The 24,850-nt window shown below is 70.7% G+C and carries 23 protein-coding genes and 1 pseudogene; 8 read left to right on the top strand and 16 right to left on the bottom strand.

Features of this window, described 5'->3' with window-relative positions; genetic code table 11:
- Nucleotide 1 precedes the first annotated feature (1 nt).
- Nucleotides 2–1,558, bottom strand: a complete 1,557-nt coding sequence (locus FE256_RS05790) for a GMC oxidoreductase (protein ID WP_138173682.1) — start codon at nucleotides 1,556–1,558, stop codon at nucleotides 2–4.
- Between the two features lie 253 nt (nucleotides 1,559–1,811).
- Here FE256_RS05790 and FE256_RS05785 point away from each other — a divergent pair, with 253 nt between their 5' ends.
- Both FE256_RS05785 and FE256_RS05780 read left to right on the top strand, forming a co-directional pair.
- Complete coding sequence (locus tag FE256_RS05785; RefSeq protein ID WP_171024223.1) at nucleotides 1,812–3,191, top strand: MFS transporter; 1,380 nt, start codon at nucleotides 1,812–1,814, stop codon at nucleotides 3,189–3,191.
- A gap of 46 nt (nucleotides 3,192–3,237) precedes the next feature.
- A complete protein-coding gene (locus tag FE256_RS05780) occupies nucleotides 3,238–4,563 on the top strand; it encodes an ROK family protein (protein ID WP_138173677.1) in 1,326 nt (441 codons plus the stop codon).
- 109 nt (nucleotides 4,564–4,672) lie between these two features.
- Here the strand turns inward: FE256_RS05780 and FE256_RS05775 are convergent, their stop codons facing one another.
- From FE256_RS05775 to FE256_RS05760, 4 genes and pseudogenes are all read right to left on the bottom strand, one after another.
- On the bottom strand, nucleotides 4,673–5,959 hold the full coding sequence (locus FE256_RS05775) for an ABC transporter permease (protein ID WP_138173676.1): 1,287 nt from the start codon (nucleotides 5,957–5,959) through the stop codon (nucleotides 4,673–4,675).
- On the bottom strand, nucleotides 5,959–6,756 hold the full coding sequence (locus FE256_RS05770; RefSeq protein ID WP_138173674.1) for an ABC transporter ATP-binding protein: 798 nt from the start codon (nucleotides 6,754–6,756) through the stop codon (nucleotides 5,959–5,961). The genes FE256_RS05775 and FE256_RS05770 overlap by 1 nt, the downstream gene beginning before the upstream one ends.
- Nucleotides 6,753–7,799 (bottom strand): efflux RND transporter periplasmic adaptor subunit, encoded by a 1,047-nt coding sequence (locus FE256_RS05765; protein ID WP_138173672.1) that lies wholly within the window; start codon nucleotides 7,797–7,799, stop codon nucleotides 6,753–6,755. Before FE256_RS05765 ends, FE256_RS05770 begins: the two co-directional genes overlap by 4 nt.
- A gap of 125 nt (nucleotides 7,800–7,924) precedes the next feature.
- Nucleotides 7,925–8,233, bottom strand: a pseudogene (locus FE256_RS05760) (amino acid permease C-terminal domain-containing protein); the annotation flags it as partial.
- Between the two features lie 121 nt (nucleotides 8,234–8,354).
- Between FE256_RS05760 and FE256_RS05755 the strand changes: the two are divergent.
- From FE256_RS05755 to FE256_RS05745, 3 genes are read left to right on the top strand one after another with little or no spacing between them, the layout of a single operon-like run.
- A complete protein-coding gene (locus tag FE256_RS05755; protein ID WP_354645977.1) occupies nucleotides 8,355–8,807 on the top strand; it encodes a histone-like nucleoid-structuring protein Lsr2 in 453 nt (150 codons plus the stop codon).
- A gap of 4 nt (nucleotides 8,808–8,811) precedes the next feature.
- Nucleotides 8,812–9,576: an acetolactate decarboxylase gene (locus FE256_RS05750; protein WP_138173668.1), complete on the top strand. Its 765-nt coding sequence runs from the start codon at nucleotides 8,812–8,814 to the stop codon at nucleotides 9,574–9,576.
- A 37-nt stretch (nucleotides 9,577–9,613) separates the two neighbouring features.
- Entirely contained in the window at nucleotides 9,614–10,000 is a 387-nt protein-coding gene (locus FE256_RS05745; RefSeq protein WP_252370911.1) for a histone-like nucleoid-structuring protein Lsr2, read from the top strand.
- Nucleotides 10,001–10,054: 54 nt separating this feature from the next.
- Here the strand turns inward: FE256_RS05745 and FE256_RS05740 are convergent, their stop codons facing one another.
- A complete protein-coding gene (locus tag FE256_RS05740) occupies nucleotides 10,055–11,128 on the bottom strand; it encodes a Glu/Leu/Phe/Val dehydrogenase family protein (RefSeq protein WP_138173666.1) in 1,074 nt (357 codons plus the stop codon).
- Between the two features lie 119 nt (nucleotides 11,129–11,247).
- Here FE256_RS05740 and FE256_RS05735 point away from each other — a divergent pair, with 119 nt between their 5' ends.
- A complete protein-coding gene (locus FE256_RS05735; protein ID WP_138173664.1) occupies nucleotides 11,248–11,724 on the top strand; it encodes a YbaK/EbsC family protein in 477 nt (158 codons plus the stop codon).
- A gap of 39 nt (nucleotides 11,725–11,763) precedes the next feature.
- Here FE256_RS05735 and FE256_RS05730 read toward each other — a convergent pair whose 3' ends face one another.
- The 4 genes from FE256_RS05730 to FE256_RS05715 all read right to left on the bottom strand — a co-directional run bounded on the left by FE256_RS05730 (nucleotide 11,764) and on the right by FE256_RS05715 (nucleotide 16,979).
- Complete coding sequence (locus tag FE256_RS05730; RefSeq protein WP_138173662.1) at nucleotides 11,764–13,713, bottom strand: glycogen debranching N-terminal domain-containing protein; 1,950 nt, start codon at nucleotides 13,711–13,713, stop codon at nucleotides 11,764–11,766.
- Nucleotides 13,710–14,543, bottom strand: a complete 834-nt coding sequence (locus tag FE256_RS05725; RefSeq protein ID WP_240663765.1) for a carbohydrate ABC transporter permease — start codon at nucleotides 14,541–14,543, stop codon at nucleotides 13,710–13,712. Before FE256_RS05725 ends, FE256_RS05730 begins: the two co-directional genes overlap by 4 nt.
- Nucleotides 14,544–14,623: 80 nt before the next feature.
- Nucleotides 14,624–15,733: a carbohydrate ABC transporter permease gene (locus FE256_RS05720; protein WP_138173659.1), complete on the bottom strand. Its 1,110-nt coding sequence runs from the start codon at nucleotides 15,731–15,733 to the stop codon at nucleotides 14,624–14,626.
- 10 nt (nucleotides 15,734–15,743) lie between these two features.
- Entirely contained in the window at nucleotides 15,744–16,979 is a 1,236-nt protein-coding gene (locus tag FE256_RS05715) for a sugar ABC transporter substrate-binding protein (protein ID WP_138173657.1), read from the bottom strand.
- A 164-nt stretch (nucleotides 16,980–17,143) separates the two neighbouring features.
- On the opposite strand from FE256_RS05715, the gene FE256_RS05710 reads away from it, so the two are divergent.
- The gene (locus tag FE256_RS05710) at nucleotides 17,144–18,148 is read left to right on the top strand and encodes a LacI family DNA-binding transcriptional regulator (RefSeq protein ID WP_138173655.1); all 1,005 of its coding nucleotides are present in this window, start codon (nucleotides 17,144–17,146) and stop codon (nucleotides 18,146–18,148) included.
- 16 nt (nucleotides 18,149–18,164) lie between these two features.
- On the opposite strand, the gene FE256_RS05705 is transcribed toward FE256_RS05710, so the two are convergent.
- Nucleotides 18,165–18,944 carry an IclR family transcriptional regulator gene (locus tag FE256_RS05705; protein ID WP_394529726.1) on the bottom strand — a complete coding sequence of 260 codons (780 nt, stop codon included), beginning with the start codon at nucleotides 18,942–18,944 and terminating at the stop codon, nucleotides 18,165–18,167.
- Between the two features lie 52 nt (nucleotides 18,945–18,996).
- Between FE256_RS05705 and hutH the strand changes: the two genes are divergently transcribed.
- Nucleotides 18,997–20,538 carry a histidine ammonia-lyase gene (gene hutH / locus FE256_RS05700; RefSeq protein WP_138173651.1) on the top strand — a complete coding sequence of 514 codons (1,542 nt, stop codon included), beginning with the start codon at nucleotides 18,997–18,999 and terminating at the stop codon, nucleotides 20,536–20,538.
- A 31-nt stretch (nucleotides 20,539–20,569) separates the two neighbouring features.
- On the opposite strand, the gene FE256_RS05695 is transcribed toward hutH, so the two are convergent.
- From FE256_RS05695 to FE256_RS05675, 5 genes are all read right to left on the bottom strand, one after another.
- A complete protein-coding gene (locus tag FE256_RS05695; protein ID WP_138173649.1) occupies nucleotides 20,570–21,034 on the bottom strand; it encodes a SixA phosphatase family protein in 465 nt (154 codons plus the stop codon).
- 129 nt (nucleotides 21,035–21,163) lie between these two features.
- Entirely contained in the window at nucleotides 21,164–21,514 is a 351-nt protein-coding gene (locus FE256_RS05690; protein ID WP_138173647.1) for a gamma-glutamylcyclotransferase family protein, read from the bottom strand.
- A gap of 60 nt (nucleotides 21,515–21,574) precedes the next feature.
- Entirely contained in the window at nucleotides 21,575–22,849 is a 1,275-nt protein-coding gene (locus tag FE256_RS05685; protein ID WP_138173644.1) for a DUF445 domain-containing protein, read from the bottom strand.
- Nucleotides 22,849–24,012, bottom strand: a complete 1,164-nt coding sequence (locus FE256_RS05680; protein WP_138173642.1) for an acyl-CoA dehydrogenase family protein — start codon at nucleotides 24,010–24,012, stop codon at nucleotides 22,849–22,851. Before FE256_RS05680 ends, FE256_RS05685 begins: the two co-directional genes overlap by 1 nt.
- Nucleotides 24,013–24,068: 56 nt before the next feature.
- The gene (locus tag FE256_RS05675) at nucleotides 24,069–24,821 is read right to left on the bottom strand and encodes an alpha/beta fold hydrolase (protein ID WP_138173640.1); all 753 of its coding nucleotides are present in this window, start codon (nucleotides 24,819–24,821) and stop codon (nucleotides 24,069–24,071) included.
- Nucleotides 24,822–24,850: the final 29 nt, after the last annotated feature.

The following is a 24,850-nucleotide window of genomic DNA, read 5'->3' as shown; positions in this document are numbered from 1 at the left end:
TTTACTTCGAGGTGAGCGCGTCGAGGGTGCGCGCGACGCGCCGTGCGCCGGCGACGGCCAGCGCGACCCCGGTGAGCGTGGGGTTGCAGGCGGTCGCGGTGGGGATGACGCCGTTGCCGGCGACGAAGAGCCCCCGGGTTCCCCACACTTCGCCGTGGGGGTCGCACACGCTCGTCCCGTCGTCGACCGCGCCCATCCGGACCGTGCCCTGGTAGTGCAGTGACGCGCCCGGGGGGAACGTGATCGGGTCGCCTCCGACGGGGTCGCCCAAGAGCTCGCCCGCGGCGATGATCGCCTCGGCGGCGTCGGCGAGAGTGCGGTGATCACGCTCGGTGAGCGTGTAGTGGATGCGCATCGCGGGCATGCCGTACTCGTCGACATCGTCGGGGGAGAACTCGACGCGATCGCTCTCTTGCAGGTCCTTGGCGCAGAACCACCCCAATCCGACGATCGAGCCGGGAATGACATCGCCCTCCAGCGGAACGGGTGAGGCGTCCAGCTGCATCACCTGACCGTGGTAGGGGTAGTCGTCGGTGAACGGTACCCACGACACTCCGCTCTGGGCGGTGATGGCGCTGTTCGCGGCCGATCCGGTGGGGGCGTCCTCGACATCCCGCAGGCGCACGGCGTGCACGATCTGCGGCTGGTCGTTGAGATACCGCCCCAGCGCGGGAGGAGTGACTCCCGAGGCGAAGAGGAGCTGAGGCGTCCGCAGGCTGTCGGCCGCGACCACCACCACGGGGGAGGAGAGGCGGTGGATCTCGCCGGAGCGGCGGTCCTCGACGTCGATACCGCGGACGACGCCGTCCTCGACGATCACCCGTCGGCCGAGAGCCTCTGGAACGAGGGTGAAGAGGGGGTTCGCCCGGGTCTCTTCGCCGAAGACGACATCCGCGCCCGACCACACCAGGTTTCCCTCGGCGGTGCGGTGGACCGCCAGCGGCATCGGCTGCACGTGACGGTCGGAGGGACGATCGGCGTCGAAACCGCGGGCGAGGCGCGCCTGCACCTCGTCGGCGAGCGGAGCGCCGGCGAGCGCGGTCGCGCTGACACCGAGCAGCCGCTCGCCCTCATCCAGCAGCTCGTCGAGATCGGCGAGGAAGTCGATGCGCTCGCTCTGCCCGGGGCGCGGGCACGCGCCGGTCCAGTGCGCCGCCATGCCACCGACGTTGCTCGAGAAGGCCGCGGCGGGCAGACCGTCCTCGCCCGGCTGTCGGTATCCGGATGCCAGGAGGTACGTGCCCGGTCGCCAGAGCCGCGCGGCGTCGCTGGCGTAGCCGTCCATCGTGTTCGTGGACGCCGCGTCGTCCTGGGGTCGCGGGCCCTCCGAGGCCCGCTGTGCGCGGGCCCGTTCGGCGTTGTCGGCGATGTTCTTCACATGGGATCCGGGAGGGTCGCTGACGATCGGACCGACCTCGATCATGACGATCCGGGCGGCCGGGGAGGTCTCGCTGAGGATCCGCGCGTACGCGGCACCCGCGGGGCCGCTGCCGACGATGACGACATCCGCGGAATCGGGGAGACGGCGCTCGGGCGCGGCATCCGAGAGGGACGACATGAAACCTCCATGGGTTCGAGACGTGACGGCCACTTAAGCGCGGCAAGTACAAAAGTAACGTTCGGGGTGGAAATTCCCGCATAGGCGTCGCTAATGCGCACCATCAGCTCAGAGAGCGTTGACTTATGTTCCTAGGGATCACAAGATGCTCACGTCTACGATGACCATTTGACCGAAGGACTCGACGATGAGTGATAGGCAAGGCCCCACGCTGGCTTCGACCGCCGCTGTGCGCACGAGCATTCCCCGATCCGTGACGGACCGGAGCGATCCCGACAACCCGCGGGCCGTGCGCACGCGTGAGAAGGCCGCGTTCGCGTTGGGCGACATCGCGTCCAACCTCACCTGGACCACGATCTCCAGCTACCTGCTCTTCTTCTATACGGACGTCGCCCTGATCAGCGCCGGCATCGCCGGTGTCATCCTCTTGGTCGCCCGAGTGCTGGACGCGTTCTTCGATCCGATGGTCGGCATCCTGCTCGACCGCACCACGACCCGCTGGGGTCGGGCGCGTCCCTACCTGATCTTCGGCGCCCCGGCACTGGCGGCGCTGACATTCCTCACGTTCCTCACCCCGGGCGGGGGCGACGATGTGCCCACCATCGCGTGGGCTGCCGTGACCTTCCTGCTGGTCGGACTCGCCTACTCGGTGGTGAATGTGCCCTACGGGGCGCTGATGGCCATGACCACACGCGACTCCGGCGCGCGCATGAAGCTCGCCGGATGGCGTTCGTTCGGCGTGGGCATCGGGATCATCATCGTGTCCAGCTTCACGCAGCCCCTGATCATCGCGTTCGGCGGCTCGCCCACATCGCCCGTGGGCTTCGGGATCACGGTGGGTCTCTACGCGATCGTCGGAATGCTGCTGTTCTGGGTCGTCGTGGCCTCGGTGAAAGAGCGGGTACCGCTCACGCCCGTTCTTCGGGCCCGAGGCAACCTCGGCCGCTCCCTCAAGGCGCTCGCGGGCAACGGCCCGTGGATCTCGGTCTTCGTGTTCTCGGTCCTGGCGTTCACCCGTCTGGGTGTCATCACCGGCGGCACGATCTACTACGCCATCTACGTGTTGGGGAACCCCGGGGCGATCCCCATCATCCTCCTCGCCTTCTCGCTGTCGGCCGTCGTGGGCTCGTTGCTGACGGCACCCTTCCTCCGTCTGCTCGGTCAGCGGCGTGGCATCCTCGTGGGTCTGCTCATCGCGATCGCCATGACGACCGTGCTGTTCTTCGTGCAGGACAACGTCTGGGTGTTCTCGATCGTGTTCTTCGTTCTGAACGTCTTCGGCGGCTTCGGTTTCGTCGCCGCGCCCGCGTTGACGGCCGACACGGTGGAACAGCAGGAGTGGCGCAGTGGCCGTCGCGACGAAGGCCTGCTCTTCGCCGGGTACAGCATGAGCACCAAGATCGGCGCCGCGCTCGGCGGTGCGGCCCTCGCGTGGGGTCTCGCCGCTATCGCGTACGACCCGGCGAACCCCACCCCCGAGGTCGTCAACGGCATCATGTGGATCTACTTGCTGCTGCCCGCCGTCATCGCGGCCCTGCAGGTCATCGCCATCGCGACGTACGGCCTCGAGAAGCGACTGCCCCAGATCAAGGAGGACATCCGCCTCCGCCGGGAAGAGACCTCCGCACGCTGAGTCGTGAGATCATGGCCACCCGTCACCGAGTCGAGGGAGCGCCCGAGTGAGCATCACGGTGCCGTTCTCCGCGACCGGGGCGGGTGGCCCGGGTCTGCCGCGCCAGCGCCCGCCAGGGGGCCCCGAGATCGCCGTCGCGCCCCTGGTGAGCGTGGTCAGTGCGATCCGTGAGGGCACAGCGCGGACGCGACCCGAACTCCTGGATGCCACGGGTCTCAGCCGCAAGATCGTCACCCAGCGCGTCGACCAGGCGATCGACCTCGGTCTTCTCGAAGAGGGGGAGCTCGCTCCCTCTGGAGGGGGACGGCAGGCGCGGATCGTGCGTTTCCGCGCCCGGTCCGGTGTCGTGGCCGCGGCGCTGCTGGGTGCGTCCGAGTTCACCGTCGGTCTCGCTGATCTGAACGGACGGTTGCTGGACAGCTCCCACGAGGACTGGGCGATCGACGCCGGTCCCCACGCCACGTTGGATCGCGTTCGCGCGCACATCGACGCCCTCCTCCGTCGCCACCGCGTGACGCGTCCGTGGGGTATTGCGCTGGGGCTCCCCGGGCCGGTCGAGTTCGCCACGGGAACCGTGACGTTGCCGCCGATCATGCCGGGGTGGGACGGATTCGCGCCGCGCCACTGGCTCCGCGAACACTTCGACGCCCCCGTCTGGGTCGACAACGACGTCAACCTCATGGCATTGGGCGAGTGGACCCGCGGCGACGACGTTCGCGGGCGTGACCTGCTGTTCATCAAGGTCGGTACCGGCATCGGCGCGGGGCAGATCGCGCACGGCCGCCTGATACACGGTCAGACGGGCGCGGCGGGCGACATCGGCCACATCCACGTGAGCGATCGCTCCCGCGCCTGCCGATGCGGCAGGACGGGATGCCTCGAGGCCGTCGCGGGAGGGTGGGCGCTCCTTCTGGATGCCGCTGAGCGTCGGGCCGAGAGCCCCTTCCTCGCGGAGCGCTATGCGCGGCGGGGACACCTCGTGCTCGGTGACATCGGCGAGGCCGTCACGGCCGGGGATCCGGTGGCCACCGCGCTGACCACACGCAGCGCAGACCACGTGGCGGACGTGGTGGCCAACCTCGTCAACTTCACGAACCCGGGCATCGTCGTGCTCGGCGGCGGGGTCTTGCGGGCCGGTGATGTGCTCGTGGATCGCGTGCGTGCGATCGTGGCCGAACGGTGCACCGAGCCGGTCCTGCGGAGCCTCGAGATCCGCTCCGCCTCACTGGATCATCAGGAGGGCGTGATCGGTGCCGCGCTGATGGCGGCCGAGAACCTCTTCTCATCCTCTGCACTGTTGCGCTGGGTCGAGGGCGGGACGCCCTTCGGGCGGGCGACGGAGATCCAGCGCGCCGCCGACGCCTTCGTCTGAGCACCGCCTTCGTCTGAGCGGTGGCGCGATCCGCGCGTCGGCCGACGCCGCTGTGCCGACTGCGGTCGCCCACGTCGCCGGCCTCCGGTTCCGGCCGGACGGTCCGCCCTCAGTACCGGATCGCGTCGATCACCTTCACCCGCACCGCGACCAGCGCCGGCAGGAGTCCCGCGAGCGCGCCGACGGCCGTGGCCGCGGCAAGGCCGGTGAGGGCGGCATCGACGGGGAACGGGGGGAAGTCGCTCACCATGCCCTGGCCGATGAGCTCGCGCAGCCACGGCGACTGGACGATGAGGATGGATGCCATCACCCCGGCGGCGCCCGCGACGACCGTCGCGACGACGCTCTCCATCATCACGGCGAAGAACACCCGGCTCGCCGTCGCTCCGAAGCTGCGTCGGATGCCGATCTCGCGGACCCGCTGCTTCACCGTGACCAGGGCGATGTTGACCAGGCCCAGGGCACCGAGCATCAGCACGAGCACGGCGATCCCGATCACCACCATCTTCGTCACCAGGAACGGATCGTCGCCCCACGCCGCCCAGTCCTGCCGGTTGACGTTCACTTGCGCTCCGTCGCCGAGCGCGGCGGTGAGGTCGCGCGTGACGAGGGTCGTCAGCTGCTCGGCCAGCTCGGGCGGAACCCACATCTCGTACTGGGACTGCGGCGCACCGCCGTAGGAGGAGTCGGCCGCGGCGGCGGTGCCGCTCCGGCCGATCGCGGCATCCTGAACGGCCTGAGCCTGCGCGGCGAGCATGAACATCGACGGCTCGGTCTCCCACGTCGAGGACGGGGTGACGCCCACGACGACCGCCCGGGTGCCGCCGGGGGCGATCCCCGAGGCGGCACCGGGCACGGCCTGCCCGCCCAGTGCCACGACCGGATGGGTCGACAGCGCCGGCCGCCCCATGCGGTCCCAGAACACCTCGTTGACGATGAGCCGCGGCGCGAGCTGCTCGGCATCCGCCGCGGTGAACCACTCGCCCTCGAGCATCCGCACGCGGTGCATCTCGCCGTACGGCTGGTCCACCGCCCGCGTGCCGACCTGGACCGTCCCACTGGCGAAGGGCACCAGCTGCGTCGTCTGCTGGGCACGCGTGGCGTACGAGATGCCGTAGCGCTTCACGACCTCGGCCCACGCGGTATCCATCCGTGCCGGGTCGATCTCGCCGTCGGTGCCGAACGCCGAGACGCTGAGGCTCGCGGGACGACCGCTGGAGCGCTCGCTCATCTCTTGATTCGCCTGCTGCACGATCGCACCCAGGGCGACGACGGTCGTGAGCGAACAGACGGCGACCGCCACGCCGATGAGGGACAGCAGTACCCGCGTGCGGTGGACCCGCACTTCTTGCCACGCTTCGACCAGCGAGCCCACGAGGCTCGACAGCGCGCGCATCAGCGCGTCTCCTCGACGGCGGTGGCCGGATCGAGAGCAGCCCACGCGCCGTCCGCATCGGAGCCCGGTGCCATCTCGCGCACCTCGCGACGAGTGCGCGGTTCGAACGTCGGATCGTCGACCGGGGTCAGGATGCCGCGATCCAGACGGAAATGCCGGCGGGCGCGGCGGGCGATCATCGGGTCGTGCGTGATGATCACCTGCGCGGCACCGGTGCGCTCGGCGACCTCGTCGATGAGCTCCATCACGCTCTGTCCGGTGTCGAGGTCGAGGGCCCCGGTCGGCTCGTCCGCGAGGATCAGTCGCGGTCCGCGCACGAGTGAGCGGGCGATCGCGACCCGCTGCTGTTCGCCGCCGGAGAGCCGGTCGGGCATGCTGTGCAGCCGGTGCCCGAGCCCGACGAGATCGAGCATTTCGGCCGCGATCCTCGTGCGGCGCCAGAAGGTCGTCCCGCTGGAGTACAGCAGCGGCATGGTGACGTTCTCGAGAGCCGTGCGGCCCTGCAGCAGGTTGAACTGCTGGAACACGAAGCCGATCGCCGCCCCGCGCAGGCGATCGCGTCGTGCCGCTGACAGTCCGCGCACGGGATCGCCGTCGAAGGTGATCTCGCCGCTCGTGGGCAGATCGAGCAGTCCCAGGAGATTCAGGAGGGTGGACTTGCCCGAGCCGGAACGCCCGACGATCGAGACGTGATCGCGCGGTTCGATCACGATGTCGACACCCGACAGGATCGTCAGCGCGGGCTGATCGGGAGGGATGACCGTGCGAGTGACATCGCGCAGCTCGAGCAGACTCACGACTGCGCGGCCGGTTCGCAGAACATCGAGCCGTCGGGATACGTCGTGCATCCATCGGGCGACCCGGCCATCGCCCCGGGAGCGAATTCGAGGATCTCCTCGCCCTCGGTGAGACCCTCGGTGATCTGCACCTGCGTGCCGTCGGTGAGGCCGAGGGCGACCGGCCGCTCCTCGGTGGCGCCGTCCGCCGTCGACACCCACACGGTGCCGCTCTGCGCCGCACCGCGCACCGCCGTCGTGGGGACCACGATCACGTTCTCGGCACGCCCTCCGGCGATCGTCATCTCGGCGGCGAGTCCGGCGAAGACGGTGACGTCGCCCGGCACCGCGCACGTGGCCGTCGTCCCCGATCCCGACGTGCCGGCGGAGCCCGCGGACCCGGCGGGACCGGTGGTCGCGTCGTCGGGCGAGCTCCCGGACAGGGGAGTGGTGATCCGGAGGTTCGTGCACGTGAATCCGGCCGGCCCGCCCGTAATGGTCACGGTGGCGTCTCCGGGGCGGTTGAGCAGGCGGTACTGCTGCGCGGGCTCCAGCGTTCCCGACACCGAGAACGTCGGGGGCGCGACGTTGCCCGCGGTCGCTCCGACCGCCAGCTCCTGACCCGCGATGACCGACAGTGCGCTGAGCGTGCCGGCGGCGGGCGCCGTGACGTCTTCGTACCGGAAGATCGCGGGCTTGGGCTTACCCTCGGCATCCACGCTGTCGGCGGGGTCGCGCTCGATCGGCACCTTGACGTTGAAGACGACATCGCCCTCGGCGACGGGCGAGCCCTGGGTGACGAAGATCTTGTTGACCGTGCCGGCGGCCGTCGACCGCAACGGCACCGCCGGGTCCGCCGACACGGTCGCCTTGATCACGACGTCGTTCGTGATGGTCCCCGCGGTCGCGATCACGCGCGGCTCGGACACCGTCCCCGTCGGCTGCGCCGGATCGGCATCGAGTGGTCTGTCCGGAAAGAACGCCAGTTTGATCAGGGCGGCGGCGATGATCGCCACCAGTAACGTGCGCAGAATCGGAAAGACCCACGTGCGTGCGATCCCCATGAAACCCCCCGGAGAGGTGATCGTCGTCGTCGAAACGCGACCAGCCTAGGGGATGCCTCGGACACGGCCCCCGGGCGGAGGGCGGTGGATGCCGACATCCCCGGGGTGAAGTGCCGGCGCGTCGCTCATTCCCCCGGCGGGCCGACCACGCGCGGCTTCGACGGGTCGAGCATCGCTCCCGTGCTCACCCGGGCGTGCCGCCGGGAGTAGGCGATGTAGACGGCGAAGCCCAGGGCCAGCCAGATGAGAAGCCGCAGCCACGTCTCGACCGAGAGGTTCAGCATCAGGGAGGTGCAGATGAGCGCCGACAGGATCGGCAGCACCGGATTCAGCGGGACGCGGAAGCCGCGCGCGAGGTCGGGGCGCGTGCGGCGCAGAACGATCACGGCGGGGGTCAGACCTGCCACGGCACCGGCGGAGATGACCGTGGCCACCCAGCCCTGACCGTGATCGGTATCGTCGATGGATTGCTCCACCGACTTCGTGCGGAAAAGACTCACACGCTACTTCCTCGGTCCGGGGCGTTCCGGGGGTGAACGCCACCTCGGGAGGATAGTGCCTTCCTCGGCGCATTCCTATCGCGGGCTCTCATACAGGCCCCGCGTCAGCACCTCCGAAGAGGCGGAAGCAAAAGGGCATCGGGTGTATTCTTATTCCACCATGGCAATCAAACACATCACGCATCTGGTCGACGATCTTGACGGGACCGTCCTCGAAGAGGGCGACGGAAAGCAGATCACTTTCTCGATCGAGGGGCGTTCCTACGAGATCGATCTCTCCGACCGGAATGCCGACAAGTTCTATGCCGCCGTCGCGCCGTTCGTGGATGCCGCGCGTCCGGTCGGTCGTTCCACCTCGGCGTCGCGTCGCACGCGTTCGTCGCGCCGATCGAGCGATATCGATCTCGCCGCGGTGCGTGAATGGGCGCGTGCCAACGGGCACACCGTGAGCGACCGGGGCCGTGTTCCGGCTTCCGTGCTCGAGGCATACGGCGCCGCAAACTCCTGAGCCGATGATTCCGCTGTCGAGCGACGGCAGAAAGACCGTGAATTCCGGCGCGGTGACGCAGTTCGCCGTCCTCGACGCCCTCATGGGCGGAATGTACACCGCCGGAATCCCGGTTTCCGAGGTTCACGGCTGGGGCGACACCGGAATCGGGTGCTGCGATCGTCTCGGTGGGGAGGTCCTCTTCGTCGACGGTGAGGCATTCGAATGCTCCGTGGATGCCGCGCCGCGGCTTCTGCGGGAGGACGAGACTTTGCCGTTCGTCGACGTCTGCTCCTTCGGGCAGAGCGAGGGCGAGCATCTCGAAGGGCTGGATCTCGGCGGCTTCACCGCTGCTGTCGAGGACCGGCTCGTCAGCCGCAACCTGTTCCATGCGGTTCGGGTCGACGGTGTCGTGCGTCGCGTGCGCACACGCGTCACCGCGCGCCAAGAGGCCCCTTTCCGTCCCTTGGCCGACGTCGCCGCCGAGCAGGTGGAGACCGTGACTCGTGATCGGTCCGGGGTCATCGTCGGCTTTTGGATGCCCCGGATCTATCAGGGCATATCGGTGGCGGGATTGCACGTGCACTTCCTCAGCGAGGATCGTCTGATCGGCGGGCACGTTCTCGATGTGGACATCGACCGGGCCGTCCTGCGCGTCTCGGCCTTCGCGCAGTTCTCATTACGGCTTCCGCTCGATGAAGAGTTTTTGGCGACGGAACTCACCCACGGTGAGGATCATCGCATCACGGCGATCGAAGGCGGCGCGCCTGGTTCCCCCCAGAATGATTGATGACGGCTCGGTGGGGTTATATCCCGGGTGAACTCGCGTGCTTCTCACTGAATTCATCCAAGGTGGGGTCATAGGATCAGCCACATGGCGAAAAAGCAGATTACGCAGCTCATCGACGATCTCGACGGCGCTGTCATCGACGGGGGGGACGACGATTCACTTCTCGCTCGAGGGACGCGCATACGAGATCGACCTTTCCGACGAGAACGCGAAGAAGCTCCGCAACGCGTTCGAACCCTTCATCTCTTCGGCACGGCCGCTCGGTTCCGTTCCGGCCAATGCGCGTCGCGCGACCAAGTCGCGCACCGGTTCGTCGCGCGATCTCGGCGACGTGCGCGCATGGGCGGAAGAGAACGGTTACTCCATCAATTCCCGCGGGCGAATCTCGGCGAACGTGCTCGAAGCGTACGACGCCGCTCACTGACGCACGAAAAGAACCCCGGATGCCATTCACCTGGCATCCGGGGTTCTTCGTCGTTCAGACGAGGGCGGTCGATTCCGCGCCCACCCGCAGACGGTCCGCGGCGAGTCCCTCGGCGGCGGCGAGGGGAGTGACGCCGCGCGTCTCCGCCTCGTCGAACACGCGGCGAACGGTGTCGCCGATTCCGGCGACGCGACTCATGATCGTCTCGCGCGAACCGATCTGCTTGGCCTCGAGGTCGAGGTAGATCACACCACCGGCATTCACCACGAAGTCGGGCGCGTAGAGCACGCCGCGTGCGGCGAGACGGTCGGCGCCGGAGCGGTCGGCGAGCGGGTTGTTCGCCGGCCCGCACACGGCGCGGGCGTCGAGGGCGTCGATGACCTCGTCGGTGAGCACGCCGCCGATACCGGCCGGAACGAAAAGGTCGGCCGGGATCAGGTGCGCTTCGCCCGGCTCGACCCACGCGGCGCCCAGAGTGGCGGCGAGACCGCGCTTGGCGGGGTTGACGTCGGTGACGGTGAGAATGGCGCCTTCGGAGGCGAGACGTTCGGCCAGGCGACCGCCCACTTGTCCCAGGCCGGCGACGGTGATGCGGCGTCCGCGGACGTCGCCCGAACCGACGGCCCGCTCAAGCGTGGCCACGAGCGACGCGTAGACGCCCAGGCTCGTGGGGCCGGCCGGCTCGCCCGAGCCGCCCACGGCGTCGGGGAGGCCGACGACGTGGGCCGTCCGCTCGCTCACCACGAGCATGTCGTCGGTGGTGGAACCCACATCCTCGGCCGTCCGGTAGAGGCCGCCGAGGCTCTCGACCGCGTCACCGAGGTCGAGGAACGCGGCGCGGCGACGATCGGGTTCGAGGACCGTGCCCTCGGGGAGGCCGATGACCGACTTGCCGCCGCCGGCGTCGAGCCCCGCGGCGGCGTTCTTGAGGGTCATCGCCGCAGAGAGCCGCAGGGCATCGCCGAGGGCGTCGCTCCAGTGCGGGTAGGTCCACAGGCGCGCGCCGCCGAGGGCGGAGCCCAGCACCGAGGAGTGCAGGGCGACGGCGATGAACAGGCCGCTCCGCCGTCCCGTCACCACCTCCACGCGTTCGTGGGCGAAATCGGGCAGGGGGAGGGCGTGGGTCATCGCGGTCCTTTTCGTCGGCCGCCTTGTGGGCGGCACTGTCGCGGATGCCGCGGCTGTGCGGCATCCATCTTCCATTCTGACGCGTCGAGCGACGCGGGGCGAACGCTTAGGCTGGCGCGATGAGCGAGTCCCTTCCCGCCCGCAGCCGTCTCGTCGCCGCCGCGCTGGAGCGCGCGGGGATCGCGGGCGAGATCGTCGTGCTCCCCGACGCGGCGCACACGGCGGCCCTCGCCGCCGCGGCGCTGGGGATCGAGGTCGGGGCGATCGCGAACAGTCTGGTCTTCTGGAGCGACGACGAACCGCTCCTGGTGATGACCAGCGGCGCGCACCGGGTCGACACGGCGGCGCTGGCCGCCCGGCTGGGGCGGGGCGGCATCCGGCGGGCCACGCCCGATCAGGTGCTCGCGGCGACGGGGCAGCCCATCGGCGGTGTCGCGCCGACGGGGCACCCGGCGCCGCTGGCGACCATCGTCGACGAGGACCTCGCGGGGTTCGACGAGATCTGGGCCGCCGGTGGGACGCCGCACACGGTCTTCCCCCTGACCTTCGACGAACTGGTGCGCCTCACCGGCGGCACGGTGGCGAAGGTCGACTGAGCGTCCCGGCACGCGACCGGGCGGTGCGGGCCCGCCGCCTCAGGACTGGGCCGTGAGGCACACGACCGCCGCAGCGGCGGACCACGCCTGGGGGCGGCACGCCGCGGGATACGGCGTGGGTACCGAGGATGCCGCGCGCGGGTCGCCGGAGTGCAGTTCGGGCACGCGATATGCGAAGCCCTCGGCGGCGTCGAGGAGCTCGGCCACGACGGCGCGGGCGTCCTCGGTCAGGCCCGCCCGCAGCATCCCGTGCACGGCGATCGCGGTGTCGTGCACCCAGACGCTGCCCCCGTGGTACGACAGCGGCCAATAGCCGGCGGCGCCGGTGGACATCGTGCGGATGCCGTAGCCGCTCGACATCGACTCCCCGCGCAGCAGGGCCGCGACGTGCGCTTCGTCCGCGGCATCCAGGATGCCCGTGCCCAGAAGATGCCCGATGTTGCTCGTGAGGGTGTCGACCGGTCGCTTCTCGCGGTCGAGGGCCACGGCGGGGTACCGCCCCTCGGGCGTCTCGATCCAGTAGGCGTCTGCGAAGCGCGCCTTGAGGTCGGCCGCCCATTCGCGCCAGAACGTCGCGTCCGCGGCATCCCGGTCGTCGCCGAACGCGTCCAGCAGGTCGGCCCCGGCGAGGGCGGCCTCGTACGCGTACCCCTGCACCTCGCACAGCGCGATCGGTCCGTCGGCGAGGGTGCCGTCGCGCCACTGGATGGAGTCGCCGGAGTCCTTCCAGCCCTGGTTCGCCAGGCCGGTACCGAGCCGGTCGATGTAGTCGAGGAAGCCGTCGCCGTCGCTGTCGCCGCTCTCGCGGATCCAGCCGAGCGCCGCGCGCAGCGCCGGCAGCAGCGCGCGCACCTCGTCGGCGGGGAGGCCTGCGCGGTGGGCGTCGGCGAGCAGGCAGATCCACAGGGGAGTGGAGTCGACGCTGCCGTAGTACCGCGGCGGGAGCGAGATCCCTTCACCGGGGATCTCCAGCGCCGACGAGCGGAGCTCGTGCAGGATCTTGCCCGGCTCCTGCGCGGTCTCGGGGTCGTCGACCGTGCCCTGCAGGCGCGCCAGGACCCGGAGGGTGGATGCCGCGATGTCGCCGTCCAGGGGGAGGGCGAGCCGTGCGGCCCAGAGCGAGTCGCGACCGAAGAGCGTGAAGAACCACGGGGCGCCGGCGGCGAAGAACTCGTCCTCGGGGTCGTCGGGCAGGACGAGTCGCAGCGCGTCGAGGTCGCCGAGCGCCGTGGCCAGCCACCGGGCCAGCCGCGGATCGGTCGCCCGAGCCGCCACCGCGGCAGCGTCCCAGCGCGCGGGTGCGTCGGCGCCACCGACGACGAGGGTGTCGTCCCGCAGCGTGAGCGACCACGACACGACCGTCTCGCCGAGAGGGGGCACCTCGATGTCCCACGACGCCTCGACCCCCTCGGGCCCGGATGCCGCCTGCGCCCCGGGGCTCTGCAGCTCGAGGCCCTGCGGGCCCGCCGAGATCCGCACGAAGCCGTCGCCGGTCTCGACCTCGACGTCGCGTGCGTGCGCGTGCCCCGACTTCACCTCGTGCAGAAGCGCGAATTCGGGCTGCAGGCGGAGACGGAGCGTCGTGCGGATCGGTGCGTCGACGCGGGAACGCACCGTCCACGTCTCGGACACGTGTCCATCGGCGACCGTGCGCTCGCGCAGCAGGCGCACCTTCGGGTCGGGGGTGGTGTCGTCCAGGCCCCGCAGGATCGCGCCGAACACGATCCGCGACGGGCCGTCGGGGGCCGTCGAGATCGCCTCGATCTTCGACTGGTCGCACGAGACGGTCAGCGTGCGCACGTGCCGGACGTCGCCGTGGTAGATCCCGTGCACGGCCGCCGTGCCCACGGTGCCGTCGCGGTCCGACCACGCCTGCGTCGGGGCCCGCAGCACGATCAGGGCGTCGCTGAGCAGGGGCTGCAGGGGCGCGGTGTCGTGCGGGGCGGCGGCGAGAGGTGCCGCGGGCGAGGCGGCGGGGGCGGTGGTCATTCTTTGACGGCTCCTTCACTGGCGTTCATGATGCGGCGCTGGAACACGAAGAACACCACGGCGACCGGAATCGTCATGATGGCCGCGGCCGCGAGTTTGAGCGGGAATTGGCTTCCCTGACTGAGCTGCCCGCTCGCGAGCGAGGCGACGCCCTTGGTCAGGGTGGTGAGCTCGGGGGACTGGGTGGAGATGACGAAGTGGCTGAGCTCGTTCCACGATCCCTGGAACGACAGGATCACGATCGTGATGAGCGCCGGCCTCGCCATGGGGAGCACGACGGACCAGAAGATGCGGAACGTGCTCGCTCCGTCGATGCGGGCCTGCTCCTCGACGGACGGCGGGATCGACTCGAAGAAGTTCTTCATGATGAACACGCCCGCGGCATCCACCAGCAGCGGGAGGATCATGCCCGCGTACGAGTCGTACATGCCGAGCTGGTTGATCACGAGGAACTTCGGGATGAGCAGCACCACGGCCGGGACCGCCATCACCGCGACGAGCGCGGCGAACACGATTCCGCGGCCACGGAACTGCAGCCGCGCGAGCGCGTAGCCGGCGAGGGAGTTGAAGAACACCCGGCCGAGGGTCACGAACACCGTGACGACCGCGGAGTTGGCGAACCAGACGGGGAAGTCGGAGCGGAGGAAGAGCCTCTCGTACGCGGCCCACGTGAAGGGCTGCGGCACGAGCGAGATCGGATCGGCAGCCGCGACGGCATCCGTCTTGAACGACGTCGCCACCTGGACGAGGAACGGATAGATGTAGATCAGGGCCAGCACGCACAGCAGCGCGTACAGGGCGATCTGCCACCGCAGCGTCTTACCCGACATGCGGTGCTTCGCCGGCTTCCGGCGAGGGCCGCCGACGACCTGCTCGGCCAGGACGTTGGTCTCGGGGGATGCCGTGGCGGTCACCGCGTGCCTCCCTTCGGTGCGCGCACCTCGTACTGCCGTGCGCGGCGGCGCGAGACGGGACGCTCGCGCAGGACCCATCGCTGCAGGATCGTGAGGACGACGATGATGACGAAGAGGACGAACGCGATCGCGGCACCCTGACCCCACTGCTGCGACAAAAAGGCCGAGGAGTAGCTCAGGTAGGCGGGGGTCAGCGTGGTCTTTCCGGGGCCGCCCTGGGTGCCGGTGTAGATCTGGTCGAACACCTGCCAGGTGCCGATGAGCCCGAGGGTCAGCACGGTGAACAGCACCGGCCGCAGCTGGGGGAGCGTGACGCGCCAGAATCGCTGCCAGCCGTTCGCGCCGTCCATCATGGCGGCCTCCTGCACGTCGCCGCCGATGTTCTGCAGGCCCGCGATGAACAGGAGCATGAAGGTGCCCGAGGTCGTGAAGACGGCCATGAGGATGAACGCCGACATCGCCACCGACGGGCCGGCCAGCCAGTCCCACCATGAGACGCCGAGGAAGGTGCTGCCGGTGAGGGCTGCGGGACCGCTCGTCACGCCGATTGCGGCCAGGGCGTTGTGCACGATGCCGGACGGGTCGCTGAACCAGTTGGGGCCGTTGATCCCCAGCCACGACAGCACCTCGTTGATCGCGCCCGAGGTCGAGAACAGGAACAGCCACAGCACCGTGATCGCGACGGAACTCGTGACGGAGGGGAAGTAGAACGCCGTGCGGAAGAACCCGCGGCCGCGCAGCACCGCGCGGTTGACGAGGACGGCGAGGAAGAGCGAGAGCGCGGTCTGCAGCGGCACGACGAGCAGCACGTACCAGGCGTTGTTGCGGAGGGCCGTTCCGAAGTCGCGCTCGGCGAGACCGCCGCCGGTGGTGACCGCGGCGTAGTTGTCGAGCCCGACGAAGTTCACGTTCGACGAGAAGGGGCTGCCGCGCCCGCTCCAGTCCGAGAAGCTCACCCACAGCGCCATGAGCACCGGGACGAGGAGGAACACGCCGAGGATGATCAGCACCGGGGCGGTGAAGAGCCAGCCGGCGGGGGCCTCGCCGCGCCGGATCCCCGAGGAGGAGGACCCGGCGCGACGAGGCGCGGTGGTGAGAGCGGTCATGGACTGGCGCCTACTTGGCGATCGCCTCGAGGTTGCCCTGGACCGTCCCGAGGATCGCCTGCGGGTCGCCGGTCTTCAGCGACTCCAGCTGCGCGTTGAAGTCGGTGATCACGTCGGCGGCTCCGGCGATGTTCGGCGGGAACTGGGCGTACTCGGCTCCGGCGAGGAACGCCGTCAGGTCCGGGTTCGCGCTCGACCACGCGTCGGCGGCGGACTGGATGGACGGCATCGGGCCGAACGCCTTCGAGAACGCCAGCTGCTGGTCGGTTCCTGTGAGGTACTCGGCGAGGGCGCGCGCGTTGTCCTGGTTCTTGCTGTCGGCGGCCATGCCCCAGCAGTTGGTGAACTGCAGCGTGCCCTTGCCTCCGGGGCCCGCGGGGAGCTCGGCGACGGTGTACTTCACGGTGGGGTAGTCGGCGGTGAGGGCACCGGTGATCCAGTTGCCCTCGATGGTCATCGCGGCCTTCTGCGTGCCGAAGGCCTCGCCGCCCCAGCCGGCGCCCACGTCGGATGCGAACGCGAAGGAGCCGTCGTTGAGGTGGGTCTTGACGTACTGCAGTGCTTCGACGTTCGCGCTGCTGTCGGCGTCGGCCTTGCCGTCGGTCAGCAGGCCGCCGCCGGCTTGCGCCATGAAGGCGCCGACGCGCTGGTACTCGGCTCCGAAGGCGAGACCGACCCGGCCGTCGACCGTGAGCTTCTGGGCGACGGATGCCAACTGGTCCCAGGTCTGGGGGATGTCCGTGTCGGTGAGGCCCGCTGCCGTCCACAGGTCGGTGTTGATGACGAGAGCGAGGGTCGAGAAGTCCTTCGGGGCGCAGGAGAACTTGCCGTCGACGGTGAAGTTCTCCACGAGCGAGGGGTAGAAGTCGGCCTTGTTCGCCAGGTCGTCGCCGTACGCGGCGATCGATCCGTTCGCGGCGTAACCGGCGAGGGCGTCGGGTGCGAGGTAGAAGAGGTCCGGCGGCGATCCTGCCGCGAAACCCTGGGACAGCTGCTGGGGGAGGTCGTTGGCGACCTGCACCTGCGCGTCGACGCCGGACTCCTTCGACCAGGCGGCGACGGCGGACTCGACGGCCTGGGTCTCGGCGTCGCCCGAGGAGCCGATGAGGATCGACAGCGAGCCGCCGGAGGACTGCTCGGCGCTGCCGGAATCGTTGAAGCCCGAACCGCAGGCGGTGAGCGTCAGGGCCCCGGTGGCCAGGAGCGCTCCTGCTCCGAGCCAGGTGCGGGCGATGTGCCGTGTCATGTGTCTCTCTCCTTCGATGAGGCATGCGACCCCTCCGTGTGGGACCGGAGGGCCCGAAAGTTTGAACGTTCAAACTCTGGTGCGACTAACGTACGGAGCGGCGGGCCGTGCTGTCAAGCGCTCCGGCTCGCCCTACGATGACCGTCTACCCGGGGAGGGAAGGGATGACGAAAGCCCCTACCGTCGAAGACGTGGCTCGTGTGGCCGGGGTGTCGCGACAGACGGTCTCGAACGTCGTCAACACCCCCGGGATCGTGCGCGATTCCACGCGCCTGCGCGTCGAGGCGGCCATCGCCGAGCTGGGTTACCGTCCGCACGCGGCCGCGCGGCGCCTGCGCACCCGACGCAGCTCGACGATCGGCATCCATCTGGATCCCTACGCCGGTGGCATCGCGGGCGTCGTGCTCGACCGGTTCGTCCACGCCCTGACCGAACGCGCGAGCGAGCGCGACATGCGCGTGCTGCTGTACGCCGCGCGCACGGCCGAGGAGGAGATCGAGCGGCTCAGCGATCTGCTCGAGGGGGGAGAGGTGGATGCCGTCGTGGTCACCGGGACCTTCTACGGCGACCCCCGCACCGGATGGCTCAGTGAGCGCGGGCTGCCCTTCGTCTCGTTCGGGCGCCCGTGGGGGAAGGACGACGTCGAGGCTCCCGCCCACCTGTGGGTCGACGTCGACGGGGCCGCCGGGACCCGTGCCGCGACCGAACACCTGCTCGACGGCGGTGGGGGTCGCATCGCGTTTCTCGGCTGGCCAGCCGGCTCGGGCACCGGGGACGAACGCGAGCGCGGCTGGCGAGAGAGCGTCGGATCCGCCGCCGGACCGCGGTGGGTGGTGGAGGACAGCGTGGCCCTCGCGCGCGACGTCGTTGCCGAGGGGCTCGCCGCCGATCCGGGTGTGACCGGCATCGTGTGCGCGAGCGACTCGCTCGCCATCGGCGCCCACCTGGCCACGACCCTGGCCGGTCACCCCGAGATCACCGTGATCGGCTTCGACAACACCCCCGCCGCCGAGGCGCTCGGACTCTCCAGCGTCGAGCAGCTCCCCGAGCGGGTGGCATCCGGTGCCCTGGACCTGCTGATGGGGGAGGAGGGCACCGTGGTGGCGCCCCGCCCCGCGACCGCCGGTGCAGCGCACGTGCTGGTGAAGCCACGGCTCGTCGTTCGCTGAGCGCCGCCCGCGCGATTCAAGCCCCGGGGCGGATGCGCCGCGCGAGCTCACGGGCGCAGGCGCGTGCCGCGTCCGCGAGCTCAGCGGCCTCCCGCTCCGTCTCAGCGGGCCACGTGACGGCCACCGCGGCGATCGGCCAGTCCGCGTGGTCGAGGACCGCGGATGCCACCGAGCGGAAGCCGGGAGTGACCTCGCCGTCTTCGCGGGCGAAGCCGTCGGTTCGCACACGCCGCAGCGCATCGCGCAGGTCGGCGCGCGTGCGCGGGCCGCGCGCCGTGCGCTGCGTCAGCGCCGCGGCATCCGGGTACAGCGCGCGCACCTGCGCGGGCGGGAGCGCGGCGAGCATCGCCTGACCGCTCGCCGCCAGGTGCGCCGGGAGGCGCACGCCGACGTCGGTCACGAGCGTCGGTCGACGCGGCGCGCGCTCCTCGACGATGTACAGCACGTCGCGCCCGACGAGGACGGCGAGGTGCGTGCTCTCGCCGAGCCGGTCGGTGAGTGCGGCCAGAAGAGGGCGTCCGAGCCGGGCGAGCGGCTGCTGACGGGCGTATCCGCCGCCGAGTTCGAAGGCCGCGGTGCCGAGCCCCCAGCGGTGGTCGTCCGCCAGGTGGACGACGTAGCCGTGCTGCGCGAGCGTCGTCAGCAGGTGATAGGTCGTGGAACGGGGGAGGCCGAGTGCGGTCGCGATCGACTGCGCCGCCATCGGCGCGGGCTGGCGGGCCAACAGCGACAGGATCCGCAGCGTCTGATCGGCCGCGGGGACCTGCGGACGCGAAGTGTCTGGAATCACAGACACAGGATGCCAGAACGGTGGCGTGGGCGGGAGGCGGAAGCGGTGGGATCGAGGCATGAGCATCACCGTCACCGTCGGATCCATCCCCCTCGCCCCGCGCGACGTCGTCGCCGTCGCGCGCCACGGCGCGCCGGTCGCGCTCGATCCCGCGGCGCTGTCCCGCGTCGCCGAGACGCGCGCGCTGATCGAGGGGCTGGCCGACGACCCGCAGCCGCACTACGGGATCTCCACGGGATTCGGCGCGCTGGCCACGACCTTCATCGCCCCCGATCGTCGCGCGCAGCTGCAGGAGAGCCTCATCCGGTCCCACGCCGCCGGGACGGGTGCCGAGGTCGAACGCGAGGTCACGCGCGCCCTGATGCTGCTGCGGCTGCAGACGCTCGCCACGGCGCGCACGGGCGTCCGGCCCGTGGTCGTCGAGACGTACGCCGCCCTGCTGAACGCCGGGATCACCCCGATCGTGCGCGAGTACGGGTCCCTCGGCTGCTCCGGCGACCTCGCGCCGCTCTCGCACGTCGCGCTGGCGGTCATGGGTGAGGGCGACGTCCGCGATGCGGAGGACCGCGCGATGCCCGCCGCCGAAGCGCTCGCGGCCGCCGGGATCTCGCCCGTCGTGCTGCGCGAGAAGGAGGGGCTGGCGCTCATCAACGGCACCGACGGCATGCTCGGGATGCTGCTGCTGGCCCTGCACGACCTGGAGATGCTGTGGACCACGGCCGACGTCGCCGCCGCCCTGTCGGTGGAGTCGCAGCTCGGCAGCGACGCCGTGTTCGCGGCCGACCTGATGGCGCTGCGTCCCCAGGCCGGCCAGGCGACGTCGGCCGCTCACCTGCGGGCCTTCCTCGCGGGCTCGCCGATCGTGGCGAGCCACCGGGGGCCGGAATGCACCCGCGTGCAGGACGCGTACTCGCTGCGCTGCGCGCCACAGGTCCACGGCGCGGCGCGCGACACGGCCGCGCACGCGCGGACCGTCGCCGAGCGCGAGCTCGGATCCGCCGTCGACAATCCCGTCGTCACGCTCGACGGTCGGGTGGAGTCCAACGGGAACTTCCACGGTGCGCCGGTGGCGTACGTGCTCGACTTCCTCGCGATCGCCGTGGCGGACGTGGCATCCATGTCGGAGCGGCGAACGGATCGGGCTCTCGACGTCGCCCGCAGCCACGGGCTTCCGCCGTTCCTCGCCGCGGAGGCGGGCGTCGACTCGGGTCTCATGATCGCCCAGTACGCCGCGGCCGGGATCGTGTCCGAGCTGAAGCGGCTCGCGGTTCCTGCCTCGGTCGACTCGATCCCCTCGAGCGCGATGCAGGAGGATCACGTGTCGATGGGATGGGCCGCCGGCCGCAAGCTCCGCCGGGCGGTCGACGGTCTCGCCCGGGTGCTCGCGATCGAGGTGCTCACCGGATGCCGCGCGCTCGACCTGCGCGCCCCGCTCCCGCCCGCGGCGGCGACCGGGGCCGTGCGCGACCTCGTCCGCACGCGCGTCGACGGCCCGGGGCGCGACCGCTTCGTCTCGCCCGAGATCGAGGCGGTCACCGAACTGGTGCTCTCGGGGGCGGTGGCGCGCGCCGCCGTCGAGCACTCGGGCCTGGCGGCGTAGGTCCGCACGGCCGGCCCGTTCGGGCGGCGGCTCAGGGAGCGAGCAGCTCGAACTCGTCGGGTGGGACGACGCCGACGTCGGGCCACTCGCCCTCGTGCCACGTGAAGATCGCCACGGCGGCGGTGACCATCCGCACGTCGCTGTCGGCCAGACGCGACACGAGCGCGCTCAAGCCCGGATCGTGTGCGACGACCATGACCTCGGCCGCCCCGCTCGTGCGGGCCGCCTCCAGCAGCGTGTCGGGCGCGGCGAGGTACAGCTCGGCGCGTTCGGTCACCTCGACCTCGAACTCGTCTCCGAAGGCCTCGGCGGTCGTCCGGGCGCGCAGTGCCGTGCTCGACAGCAGCACCTCGGGGCGCACGCCACGTCGCAGAACCGAACGCGCCATGGCGGGGGCGTCGCGACGGCCTCGATCGTTGAGCGGTCGATCGTGGTCGTCGAGACTCTCGTCGACCCAGTCCGATTTGGCATGCCGGGCCAGGACAAGTTGGATCATCGTCTCTCCGCTTCACGGACCCGGCGCGCGCGCTGCGCTGGTCGATCCGGCATCCGAGTCGAGGATAGCGGCGGTGATCCAGCGCTGACGAGCCTGGCGCGACCGGAGTGTTCTGTGGCAGGGCGTGTCTCAGTGGCCGACGTACACCCACGCGCGGATGCCGCTGGCCAGCCGCACCGAGACCCGTCGGTACAGCGAGACCTCGTACTCGTCCGCGGCATCCAGTTCTTCGGGCGTGAGCTCGAGCACGCGCCCGAAGACGCGGTCTCGCGGATCATCGGTCCGACGCAGGATCGGGTGCGCGTCGAGTCCCGAGAGCTGGGCCACCCGCTCGTCGTCGATGTCCGTCCACTCGAGCCGGTATCCGGGCAGCACGTCGTCCTCGCCGGGGATGAGCCGACCGAAGGTGTCCAGCTGGACGTCCGGCAGCTGCAGCGTTCCGTAGGTGAAGAGGGGCTCTGCCCCCGAACCGAAGCTCACGCGCTCAGGCTACTCACCGTCGTGTGCCCCGGGTGAGGTGTGTCCGCGCGAGTCCTCCGGTCACGACCCCCAGGCGAGGTGGGCGACCGTGAAGATCGCGAGGCCCGCGAGGGCCCCCACGATCGTGCCGTTCAGACGGATGTACTGGAGATCGCGCCCCACCATGAGCTCGATCTTCTCGGTGGTCTCTTCGGCATCCCAGCGTTCCACCGTGTCGGTGATGATCGAGGCGATGTCGTGACGGTACCGCTCGACGAGGAAGACCGCTGCATCGGTGACCCAGCCGTCGACGCGACGCTGCAGGAACTCCTCGCTCTGCAGCCGCCGCCCCACGTCCGCCAGCGCCGCCGACGCGCGGCGGCGCAGAGCGCTGTCGGGATCGGCGAGCGAGGCCAGCAGCCCCGTCTTGGCGGTGTTCCACGCGTCGGCGGCCAGGCCGCGTACGCGGGGGCTGTCGAAGATCGAGGCCTTGGCCTCTTCGAGGCGCACCATCGTCGCCGGGTCGTGCTGCAGGTTGTCGGCCAGGCGTCCCAGGTATTGGTCGATCGCGGCCCGCGCCTGGTGGCGCGGATCGGCGCGGACGGCATCGACGAAGCCCACGGCTTCGCGGTACACCGTGTCGTCGACGAACCGGTGCGCCAGACTCGGCACCCACGACGGCAGCCGTCGCGACACCAGGCCCTGGAACATCTCGTGGTTGTTCGCCAGCCACACCGCGATGTTGTCGAGGGCGAGGTCGACCGCGCCGTGATGGGCGCCGGATCCGACGACGCGTTCGAGCCAACCGCCCACGGAGGGGCCCCAGTCGGGTGCGAGCAGATGATCGCGGGCCAGGTCTTCGAGGAGACCCTGCACGTCGTCGTCGCTGAGCGCGCGCAGCACGCTCGTCGCGATGGTCGCGCCCTCGGCGGCGAGCCGATCGGCGTGCGCGGGTTCGGCCAGCCAGGCGCCGGCGCGGGCCGCGAGCGGCGTCCCCTCGAGCTTGGTGCGCACGACGTGTCCCTCGAGGAAGTTGGTCTCGACGAACTCCCCGAGCTGCTGCCCGATCTCGTCCTTGCGGCGGGGGATGATCGCGGTGTGGGGGATGGGGAGCCCCAGCGGATGCCGGAACAGCGCCGTCACCGCGAACCAGTCGGCCAGCGCTCCAACCATGCCGCCCTCGGCGGCCGCGCGGACGTACTGCAGCCACTCGACGTCGCGTTGCAGCGCGAAGGCGACCGCGAAGACCACCGCCATCCCGATCAGGGCACCGAGGGCGACGCCCTTCATTCGACGCAGGTCGCGGCGGCGCTGCTGATCGGCGGGGCTCAGCAGGGCCGTGGGCGTGCGGGCCATCACGCGTCGACCGGTCCGAGCCAGGCCGTGGCCAGCGCCGAGTGCGCCGATTCGGGGTCGGACGGGTGGAACTGCCCCGCCAGCACGTCGCGGTAGAGGCGGCTGAGCTCGGTGTGCGCGAAGTAGGAAGAGCCGCCGCCGACGAGCATGGCATCGTCGACGACCGCTTTGGCCGCCGTCACGGCGCGGTGCTTGAGACCGGCGAGCAGCGAGAACCAGCGTCCGCCGTGGTCGACCCGGGCATCGACGTCGGCGCTGAGCGCCGCGATCTGCGGCGGCAGGGCGTCGTAGGCGAGGGCCATGTCCGCGATGCGCCACCGGATGTCGGGGTCGGCCGCGTAGCTGGCGCCCGTCTTCTTCGACCGCCGCGACCGCGCCGCCTCGACCGACAGATCGAGCGCGCGCCGGGCGATACCGGTGTAGACCGACGCCAGCAGGATCTCGAAGAACGCGAAGATGCCGAACACCAACGGGTCGGGCTGCGGTCCCGGATCGAGCCGACGCACCACGCGGTCGGCCGGCGCGTGGGCGCCGTGCAGTTCGGTCGTGCGGCTCTGCGTGCCGCGCATGCCCAGGGTGTTCCAGTCGTCACGGCTCACGACGTCCTCGTCGCGGTCGAGGAACGCGAACACCATCTTTGGTGCGTCGGGGGACGTCGTGTCGAGCCCGTGGACGCCGAGGTGGTCCCACACCGGCGAGAGGGAGGTGAAGATCTTCGTCCCGGTGAAGCGGTACCCGCCCTTCCCGTCGGGCGCGGCCCGGGTGTCGCTGCCGAAGAGCACGAGGTCGTTCCCGGCCTCGCTGATGCCGAAGGCGAAGACCTCGCCGGCTGCCGCGCCGCGCAGCACGAAGGCCAGATCGTCGAGGCCGCGGTCGTGCAGGACCTTCGCCACGCCGGTCCACACGAGATGCATGTTCACCGCGAGCGCGGTGGCCGGGGCGGCCCCGGCGAGACGCTGCTGGAGTTCGGCGGCCTCGGCGAGCGAGAGACCCGCTCCGCCGAGCGCGGTCGGTACCAGGATGCCGAGGTAACCGGCCGCTCGCAGATCGTCGAGATCGTCCTGCGGGAAGGTGTTCTCGCGGTCGTGCACCGGTGCGCGTTCGCGCAACCGCGCGAGCAGGTCTTCGGAGAGGAACCGAGCGGGATCGAACGCGGAGGCCATGGCATCCATTCTGGTCCTCGCTCCCGACATCGCGGCCGCGGAGACGCTGCCGTCGCTCAGTCGAGCGCCGCGAGCAGCGCCGCCACTGTCTCGTCAGGACGATCGCGGTGCGGCGAGTGCCCGGCGTCGGACACCACTGACATCGTGACGAGGGGGTTCTGGAGCACCTCGTCGGCCAGCGCCCCCGTGAAGATCGAGTACACGGCGGGGTCGGCGCCGATGACGTGGGTCGGGACGGAGAGGGCGGCGGCCTCGGCGCGGACATCCCACACCGTGTTCTGAGCGCTGGTCTGCTCCACCGCCCATCGGCTCGCGCGCTGCGTGGCTCGTGCCTTCAACTCCACATCGACCGGATGCCAGTCCGGGTGGGCGGCGCGCACCGCGGCGATGCTCGGGTCGGCGAACGACTGCTCCTGGCTCGCGCGGACGGTGTCGCGATCGCGGTCGGACAGGTGGATCGCGGGGTCCACGAGCACGAGGCGGCGGGTCCAGGCGGAATCCGCGGCGGCGGCGATCGTCGCGGCGGCACCCCCGAGCGAGTGACCCACGACCGCGTCCCACGCGCCCCCGCCGTCCGGTCGCGTCGCGGCGAGGTCGGCGGCGTACGCGGCGAGGGAGTAGTCGAGCGTCCGAGGGGCATCGCCGTGTCCGCGGAGATCCACGGCGACGGCATGCCATCCCGCGTCGGCCAACGCCGTACCGAGGCGCCACATCAGGGCGGCGTCGGAGCCGAGACCGTGCGCGAGCAGCACGGCCGGTCCGCGGGCGTCGCCCCACGAGAGGCGGGGGAGAGTCACGGGAGCAGACATGTCTCCATTGTGTCCCGTCCCGTCCCGGC

This window comes from Microbacterium sp. 5K110 (genome assembly GCF_005774735.1).
Classification (GTDB): Bacteria; Actinomycetota; Actinomycetes; order Actinomycetales; family Microbacteriaceae; genus Microbacterium.
The sequence above is the reverse complement of the archived record's forward strand: the minus strand, read 5'-3'. Positions and strand labels throughout refer to the sequence as shown.